The 8,130-nt window shown below is 65.0% G+C and carries 9 protein-coding genes and 1 pseudogene; 5 read left to right on the forward strand and 5 right to left on the reverse strand.

Annotated features, from left to right (window positions below):
- The first annotated feature begins 61 nt into the window (after window positions 1–61).
- The gene (locus A8G00_RS12525) at window positions 62–850 is read left to right on the forward strand and encodes a hypothetical protein (protein ID WP_103000815.1); all 789 of its coding nucleotides are present in this window, start codon (window positions 62–64) and stop codon (window positions 848–850) included.
- Here A8G00_RS12525 and A8G00_RS12530 read toward each other — a convergent pair.
- The 3 genes and pseudogenes from A8G00_RS12530 to A8G00_RS12540 all read right to left on the reverse strand — a co-directional run bounded on the left by A8G00_RS12530 (window position 832) and on the right by A8G00_RS12540 (window position 2,771).
- Window positions 832–1,432 (reverse strand): annotated as a pseudogene (locus A8G00_RS12530) (GNAT family N-acetyltransferase). The gene A8G00_RS12525 and the pseudogene A8G00_RS12530 sit on opposite strands and share 19 nt — an antisense overlap.
- 2 nt (window positions 1,433–1,434) lie before the next feature.
- On the reverse strand, window positions 1,435–2,286 hold the full coding sequence (hemF, locus tag A8G00_RS12535; protein WP_103000816.1) for an oxygen-dependent coproporphyrinogen oxidase: 852 nt from the start codon (window positions 2,284–2,286) through the stop codon (window positions 1,435–1,437).
- A 14-nt stretch (window positions 2,287–2,300) separates the two neighbouring features.
- Complete coding sequence (locus A8G00_RS12540) at window positions 2,301–2,771, reverse strand: tRNA (cytidine(34)-2'-O)-methyltransferase (RefSeq protein WP_044660305.1); 471 nt, start codon at window positions 2,769–2,771, stop codon at window positions 2,301–2,303.
- Window positions 2,772–2,963: 192 nt separating this feature from the next.
- On the opposite strand from A8G00_RS12540, the gene petA reads away from it, so the two are divergent.
- The 4 genes from petA (at window position 2,964) to A8G00_RS12560 (ending at window position 6,344) form a co-directional block, all read left to right on the forward strand.
- Window positions 2,964–3,545 carry a ubiquinol-cytochrome c reductase iron-sulfur subunit gene (gene petA, locus A8G00_RS12545; protein ID WP_025548526.1) on the forward strand — a complete coding sequence of 194 codons (582 nt, stop codon included), beginning with the start codon at window positions 2,964–2,966 and terminating at the stop codon, window positions 3,543–3,545.
- Between the two features lie 11 nt (window positions 3,546–3,556).
- The gene (locus tag A8G00_RS12550; protein WP_044660304.1) at window positions 3,557–4,876 is read left to right on the forward strand and encodes a cytochrome b/b6; all 1,320 of its coding nucleotides are present in this window, start codon (window positions 3,557–3,559) and stop codon (window positions 4,874–4,876) included.
- A gap of 14 nt (window positions 4,877–4,890) precedes the next feature.
- Window positions 4,891–5,739 carry a cytochrome c1 gene (locus tag A8G00_RS12555; RefSeq protein ID WP_044660303.1) on the forward strand — a complete coding sequence of 283 codons (849 nt, stop codon included), beginning with the start codon at window positions 4,891–4,893 and terminating at the stop codon, window positions 5,737–5,739.
- A gap of 68 nt (window positions 5,740–5,807) precedes the next feature.
- On the forward strand, window positions 5,808–6,344 hold the full coding sequence (locus A8G00_RS12560) for an adenine phosphoribosyltransferase (protein ID WP_025548522.1): 537 nt from the start codon (window positions 5,808–5,810) through the stop codon (window positions 6,342–6,344).
- A 134-nt stretch (window positions 6,345–6,478) separates the two neighbouring features.
- On the opposite strand, the gene A8G00_RS12565 is transcribed toward A8G00_RS12560, so the two are convergent.
- Complete coding sequence (locus A8G00_RS12565; RefSeq protein WP_103000817.1) at window positions 6,479–7,081, reverse strand: 5'-methylthioadenosine/S-adenosylhomocysteine nucleosidase; 603 nt, start codon at window positions 7,079–7,081, stop codon at window positions 6,479–6,481.
- 40 nt (window positions 7,082–7,121) lie between these two features.
- Window positions 7,122–7,940: a class I mannose-6-phosphate isomerase gene (locus tag A8G00_RS12570; RefSeq protein WP_103000818.1), complete on the reverse strand. Its 819-nt coding sequence runs from the start codon at window positions 7,938–7,940 to the stop codon at window positions 7,122–7,124.
- Window positions 7,941–8,130 lie beyond the last annotated feature (190 nt).

Here is an 8,130-nt window from a genome sequence, read left to right on the forward strand (position 1 = left end):
CGAGCGATCAAGTCTCCTCCGCGATTTTCAGAGCATCGGGTAGAGAACAGGGCGTAGAGATATGGCGACAATGTCCATCGGCAAGGCGTGGGAGGAGGCGGTCGCCTTCGTCGCGCGCGAAAGCAGCCTGCTGTTTCCCGTCGCCCTGCTGTTCGTCGCCCTGCCGGGCCTCATCCTGCAGGAGATGACGCCGCCGGAACTCGCCAAATGGAACCTGTCGGAAACCACCATGCCGCAGGTGCCGGGCAGCTTCTGGCTGGCGATGATGCTGGCGATGATCATCATCGGGTTCGGATCGCTGACCCTGTTGGCGCTCGCCCTGCGCCCGGGCATCAGCGTGGGAGAGGCGCTGCGGCTGAGCTTTGCGCGGCTTCCGGTGCTGCTCGGCGTAGCGCTGGTGGTCGCCGGTTTCCTGGCCGGCGCGGTGATCGCCGCCACCCTGGCGGTGACGATCCTTTCGCTCATCGCCAAGCCTCTGGGCGCGACGCTGGCGCTGCTGCTCGGCGCGGCAGTGGTGGCCGTCACCATCTTCGCGAGCGTGCGGTTGCTGTTGCTCAATCCCGTGGTGATCGACGGGACGGCGGGCGTCATGGCGTCGCTGCGCCATGGCTGGGCGCTGACCAGGGGGCATTTCTGGCGGTTGTTCGGCTTCATCGTGGCGCTGACGCTGTTGTCCGCCATTGTCGGCGGCGCGGCGCAGGCGGTGTTCGGCCTGATCGGGACGTTGATCGGCGGTCCGACGGGCGGCCGGCTGATCGGCGGCGTGGCCGCCGCTATCGTGTCGACGGTGGTGCAGGTCTATATGCTGGTGATGTTGGCGCGGCTCTATCGTCAGGCGGAGGGCAGCTGACCCAGCACCGGCACATGCGGCGCGGCGTCGGGCGGCAAAAGCCCCGCAAGTCGCGGATCGGCGAAGATTTCCACTTCACGCCTGTAGGGCACGAAGCCCGCCTTGCGGTAAAATCCCAGCGCCGCGGGGCTGTCGAGCGTGCAGCTGTGCACCCAGAAGCGCGTGACCTCCCTGCGCCAGGCCAGCGCCTTGGCCTGCGCCATCAGCCATCGGCCCAGACCCTTGCCGGTCAGTTCCGGGATCAGTCCGAAAAAGGCCAGCTCGCAGTCGGGCAATGAACGGAAGTCGAGTTCCAGCAGCCCCACCTCCACGCCCCGGGGATCGGTGACGGCATAGACCTCGACCGCGGGATCGTGAATGATCGCGCTCAGCGCGGCGTCGTCCATCACCAGGCGGGAGAACCAGAGCCACGGCTCCCCCACGCGCCGGAACAGCGCGCGATAGGCCTCTGGCGTCGGCGCCTTCCATGGCACCAGCCGCAACGGGGCGGGCGGGATGGGGGCGGGTTTCGGGCCGCTCCCGCATTTCCAGATGGGTGACGATCGTCGCGATCCGGTCGTCGGGAACGGGCGTCAGGCCCATGCTCAGCTCCAGCTCGCCATCGGCGGCAGGCTCATCAGGATCGCGTCGACATTGCCCCCGGTCTTCAGCCCGAACAGCGTGCCGCGGTCATGCACCAGGTTGAATTCGGCGTAGCGGCCGCGCCATTCGAGCATGCGGGCATGATCCTCCCGCGACCAGCTTTCCCCCATGCGCCGCCGGACAATGGGCGGGAAGGCCTTGAGGAACGCCTCGCCCACGTCCCGCGTGAAGGCGAAATTCGCGTCGAAATCGCCCTCCAGATGGTCGTAGAATATTCCGCCCACGCCGCGATGGACGCCGCGATGCGGAATGAAGAAATAATCGTCCGCCCATGCCTTGAAACGGGGATAATAGTCCGGGTCATGGGCGTCGCAGGCGGCCTTCAGCACATCATGGAAATGCGCCGTGTCCTCCTCGCGCGGCAGGGGAGGGTTGAGATCCGCGCCGCCGCCGAACCAGCTTTTGGACGTCCTCAGATAGCGCGTGTTCATATGCACGGCGGGCACATGGGGATTGGCCATGTGCGCGACCAGGCTGATGCCGGTGGCGAAGAAGCTCGGGTCTTCGCTCGCGCCGTGGATGGTCCTGGCGAACTCCGGAGAGAAGGCACCGCCCACGGTCGAGACGTTGACGCCGACCTTTTCGAACACCTTGCCCTTCATGACGCCGCGCACGCCGCCGCCGCCTTCGCCGGGCGCTAGGCCGGGCGCCTCCCGATTCCAGGCGATATAGTCGAAGCGGGCGTCGGACCCCGCCTCCCGCTCGATCGCCTCGAATTCGGCGCAGATGCGGTCCCTCAGCGATTCGAACCAGTCGCGGGCGGCTTGCTGTTGGGGGTCGAGCGCCAACGTCATTTTCGGTAACTCTGTCATTGCGGGAAACTTCCGGTCTGGCGAAGGGCCTCTGCTATCGCGATGCCCGTGGAAACGGCGATGTTCAAGGACCGAAAGCCCGGCGCCATCGGAATGCGCACGCGCACATCGGCCAGATCGCGCACGCTGTCGGGGACGCCGGCGCTTTCCGATCCCATCAGCAGAACGTCGTCGGCGCGGAATTCCACCTCCGGCAGGCGTTGCGAAGCATGGCTGCTCATCAGCATCAGCCGCCGCCCTTCGGCCCGGCGCCGGGCGTCGAACGCCTGGAAATTTGCATGCTGGGTGATGTCGGCGGCCGCCCCATAGTCCATCGCGGCGCGTTTCAGCTTCGCGTCGGAAAAGGCGAAACCCATCGGCATGATGATGTCCACGGGCACGGAAAAGCAGGCGGCAAGGCGCAGGATCGCGCCGACATTGCCGGCGATTTCGGGTTGATAAAGGGCGATACGCATGCGCCGCGCCATAGAACAGCGCGGTTAATTCTCCTAGCCTGTCTAAAAGGCTTGGCAAATGGCGCATCCTACGGTTATCAGGCCTGCAAACCGCGCCAGGGGGAAAGGCGCGCCCTTCTGCTTGGGCGCCGCGGCTCTCCCGATAACATAGCCATAATGGGCAATGCGGCGGGGTCAGGGACGTTCTTGCAAGGGTTGAGGTGCATGGCGATCGTTGAACATTTGGAGAGTGAGGGGGCGTCCGTCTCCGATGGAGGCGGCAGCGACGGTGTTCGCCGTCGCGATTTCATCAACATCGCCGCGGTGAGCTTCGCCGGGGTCGGTGCGGTCGCGGTGGTCATACCGCTGGTCGATCAGATGAACCCCAGCGCCGACGTGCTGGCGCTCGCCTCGACGGAGGTCGACCTGTCCTCCATCCAGCCGGGCCAGGCGATCAAGACGACGTTCCGGTCGCAGCCGCTGTTCGTCCGGCACCTGACCGACAAGGAAATCGCGGAAGCCGACAAGGTCGATCCGTCCAGCCTGCGCGATCCGCAGACGCTGGAGGAACGCACCGTCGACGGCAAGAAGCAGTGGCTGGTCACCATGGGCGTCTGCACCCATCTGGGCTGTGTGCCGCTGGGCGCGGGCGAGGGTGAGAACAGGGGCGAATATGGCGGCTATTTCTGCCCCTGCCACGGCTCGTCCTACGACACCGCCGCCCGCATTCGTAAGGGCCCCGCGCCCAAGAACCTGGAAGTGCCGAAGTTCAGCTTCACTTCCGACACCGCCATTCTCGTGGGTTGAGGGGGACTGTCATGAGCTTTCCATGGGCTGAACATTATACTCCCAAGCATCCCGCGATGCAGTGGATCGACGAGAAGCTGCCCTTGCCGCGCCTCGTCTACAATGCCGTGGGCGCCGGTTATCCGGTGCCGCGCAACCTCAACTATTTCTGGAACTTCGGCGTATTGGCCGGCCTCGCGCTGGTGATCCAGATCGTCACCGGCGTGATCATGGCGATGCATTACGGCGCCAACACGCTGGTCGCCTTCGGCACCGTCGAACAGACGATGCGCGACGTGAACGCCGGCTGGCTGATGCGCTATGCCCATGCCAACGGCGCCAGCTTCTTCTTCATCGTGGTCTATCTGCACATCTTCCGCGGTCTTTTCTTCGGTTCCTACAAGGCGCCGCGCGAAATGGTGTGGCTGCTGGGCCTCGTCATCTTCCTCCTCATGATGGCGACCGCCTTCATGGGCTATGTGCTTCCCTGGGGGCAGATGTCCTACTGGGGCGCGAAGGTGATCACCGGCCTGTTCGGCGCGATCCCCGTGGTGGGCGAGCCGATCCAGACCTGGCTGCTGGGCGGTTTCGCCCCCGGCAACGCGTCGCTCAACCGCTTCTTCTCGCTGCACTTCCTGCTGCCCTTCGTGATCGCCGCCGTGGTGATCCTGCACATCTGGGCGCTGCATATTCCGGGTTCCTCCAACCCGACCGGCGTGGAAGTGAAGGGGCCGCAGGACACTGTGCCCTTCCACCCCTATTACACCGCGAAGGACGGTTTCGGGGCGGGCGTGTTCCTGATCCTGTTCGCGGTCCTGCTGTTCTATGCGCCCAACTATCTGGGCCATCCGGACAATTATATCGAGGCGAACCCGCTTTCGACGCCCGCGCATATCGTGCCTGAATGGTATTTCTGGCCCTTCTACGCGATCCTGCGCGCCTTCACCGTCGACTTCTTCTTCGTCCCGGCGAAGCTGCTGGGCGTGCTGGCGATGTTCGCGTCGATCCTGCTGCTCTTCTTCCTGCCCTGGCTGGACACCTCCCCGGTGCGGTCGGGCAATTATCGCCCGACCTTCAGGAAGTTCTTCTGGATCCTGATCGTCGACGTGCTGATCCTGGGCTATTGCGGCGGCGCGCCGGCGGCGGAACCCTATGTGATGATCTCCCAGGTCGCGGCGGCTTATTATTTCGCCCACTTCCTGATCATCCTGCCGCTGATCTCGCGCTTCGAAAAGCCGCTGCCTTTGCCGAACTCGATCACCGAGGCGGTGCTTGGCCGCCATGCGATCGAGGGTGAGCGCGAGGCGCTTCCCGGCATGGGCAGCGATCCGCAGCCGTCGCACGCCGGTTAAGGGGGACAAGACTAATGATACGCATCGGCGCATTTCTCGTCGGCCTCTTTTTCGCGGGCTGGCTGCTGGTTTCCTTCCTGGTGGGCGCGGTGGCCTATGTCACCGAGCCGCCGGCGGTCACGGTGGAGCATGAATTCCATCGCGATCCCAAGCATGTCGCCTTCTCGTTCGACGGCCCCTTCGGCAAGTACGACCAGGCGCAGCTCCAGCGCGGTTTCCAGGTGTTCAAGGAAGTCTGCTCGGCCTGCCACAGCCTGAAGTTCGTCGCCTTCCGCGACCTCAAGGGCATTGGCTATAACGAGGCGGAGATCAAGGCGATCGCCAAGCAGTGGGCGATCAAGACCCCCGACGTCGATCCCAAGACGGGCGAGATGTCGACCCGCGATCCCATCCCGGCGGATTATTTCCCCAAGCCCTTCGCGAACAACGTTGCGGCGGCGGCGGCGAACAACAATGCGATCCCGCCCGATCTCTCGCTGATGACCAAGGCCCGCCATCACGGCAGCGCCTATGTCTATTCGCTGCTGACGGGCTTCCAGGCGCAGCCGGCCGAACTGCTTAAGGAATTTCCGGACGCGAAGACGCCGGAGGGGCTGCACTACAACCCCTATTTCGCGAACCTGAACCTCGCCATGGCGCCGCCGCTGACGGCGGACGGACAGGTCACCTATGGAGACGGCACCAAGGCGACCGTCGACCAGATGGCGCAGGACGTCGCGGCCTTCCTGACCTGGACGGCCGAACCCAAGCTGGAAAACCGCCGTCGCGCGGGTCTGGCGACGATCTTCTTCCTGCTGATCGCGACGGGCCTGGCTTATATGGCCTACCAGAATATCTGGGCGGACAAGAAAAAGGCCGCCTGAACGGGGTCTGGAACAGAACATCGGAGGGGGCGCGGGAAACCGGGCCCCCTTTTCTTATGAGGGCGAAGATGAGCGCAGACAGCCTGGCGGCCCTGGTCCGCACGATTCCCGATTTCCCCAAGCCCGGCATCCAGTTCCGGGACATCACCACATTGCTGGCGGACGCAGCCGGTCTCACTGAACTGGTCGAGCGGATGGCGGCGGTGGCGCGGCCGCTCGACCCCGCCTTCATCGTCGGCATCGAGGCGCGCGGTTTCATCCTTGGGGCGGCGCTGGCCCATGCGCTGGGGGTGGGTTTCGTGCCCGTGCGCAAGAAGGGCAAGCTGCCCGGCAAGACCGTCGGCATCGATTATGTGCTGGAATATGGCACCGACCGGCTGGAATTGCATGAAGGGCAGATCCCGGACGGGGCGCGGGTGGTGCTGGTCGATGATCTGATCGCGACCGGCGGAACCGCGCTTGCGGCGGCGCAGCTCGTCCGGGAGCAGGGCGCAACCGTGCTGATGGCGCTGTTCGCGATCGATCTTCCCGATCTGGGCGGCATGGCTGCGCTGGAAGCGGACGGCGTCGCGTCGGCGGCGATCATCGCCTTTGAGGGGCATTGAGGCGGTTCTGGTCAGGCGCCTCAGATAAAGGGGGAGAAAGGCCCTAGGGGCCAATCCAGGACATTCCCCCTTCCGCCAGCGGGAGGGGAAATGGCAGCAGTCGGCCCATTGCGCCTTAAGAAGACCGCATCTCCTCAGCGCCCAAGCGCTCCCTCCAGCATATCGACCGCCTGTGCCAGACGCTCGTCCAGCAGCGCCAGCAACTGGGTCCATCCCAGCATGTCCGCCAATTCGCCCGGGCCGTCGGAAATGCCCCGCAGGCCCATTACCGGCACGCCAAAGCGCTGGCAGGCGCGGACGACCGCGAAGCTCTCCATGTCGACCATGTCCGCGTCGATCGCGGCATAATCGTCCCCGCCGACGATGTTCGCCCCCGTGGACAGCCGGGCGGTGCGAAGTTCCAGTGGCATGTGCAGCGCTATTTCGGCCGGGTGGTCGGAAAAGGGGGTCACGCCCTTCGGAAAACCGAGGCGGGAGGCGTCCATGTCACGCCAGGAGACGCTGGCGACCTGATAGACCTCGCCCAGGGTGCAGATGCGCGATCCCGCCGATCCCAGCGAGACGACGAGGTCGGGCAGCGCGCCTTCCAGATCCAGCCGCTGGAGCGCAAGGCCGGTGTTGAGCGCGGCTTCCACCGGGCCCACGCCGGTCATCAGCGGGTCGAACCGGGCCCTGAGGTGAGGACCATATTCATCCTCCACCGCCATCACGAACAGGACGCGCTTGTCCGCGATCATTTCTCCCCGTGGCATGCAGTCCCCCCGATTCGCCGATGTTTCAAGGCAGGCGGGCGAGCAGCGCGCTCATCCCGTCATGGATGGTCAGGCCGGCGGTCCCCTCGATCAGCCAGCATTCGCCCTGCCGCCACGGCTCGCCGTCGATCGTGCCGGCGCCGGCCAGCGGAATGAACCAGGCCATCTCTCCTTCGATCCGCTGCCCGGTGCCGGCTTCACCCTGCACCATGTCCAGGATGAAGGGCGCATCGCCGCCCGCCACCAGTCTTTCTTGCGCCGTCATCGGGACAACCCGGTCGGGCAGGGCATAGGGCGTCGCCACGCTGACGGCCATCGCCTCTTCCAGATGCAGTTCGCGCGGCCGGCCATAATCGTAAAGGCGGTAGGTCACGTCGTTATTCTGCTGCACTTCCACCAGCGTCACGCCGCCGCCTATGGCGTGCACCGTGCCGGCGGGAATATAGTAGAAGCTGCCCGCCCGCACCGGCTTCCAGTCCATCAGCGCTTCGATGCTGCCGTCGAGGGCCGCTGTGCGCAACGCCTCTGCCGTCAGGTCGCGGGTCAGGCCGATTCCCAGCCGCGCATCGGGTTCCGCATCCAATATGTACCAGCATTCCGACTTGCCGCCCGCCAGCCCGCGTTCCCGCGCCTGCGCATCATTGGGGTGGACCTGAACCGACAGCTTTTCGCTGGTGAAGATATATTTGACCAGCAGCGGCAAAGGCCGCCCTTCTTCCTGCTCCGGCGGCGAAAACCAGACTTCGCCGACGCGACGGCCATCCGAAGGCGCGATGGCGGCAGGAATATCGATGCGGCCCCAGGGCTTTTCGACGCTATGGGCGAGCAGGCGGATCGTGGTCATGCGGTTCCTTATGAACGGTCGCTCCCGTCAGGCAAGGGCCTCCATCCGGAAAGGACGCACTATCGGGCTAGAGCCAATCGACATTCAGCCCTGACGGCCTGCAAATGACGCTTTTCCGTGCTTCCGGTGCTCACCTACTTTGAGTAGGCTGCGCTCCGGGTCACGGAAAAACACCATTTTCGGCTCGTCA

The organism is Sphingobium sp. SA916 (assembly GCF_002894065.1).
Taxonomy (GTDB): domain Bacteria; phylum Pseudomonadota; class Alphaproteobacteria; order Sphingomonadales; family Sphingomonadaceae; genus Sphingobium; species Sphingobium fuliginis.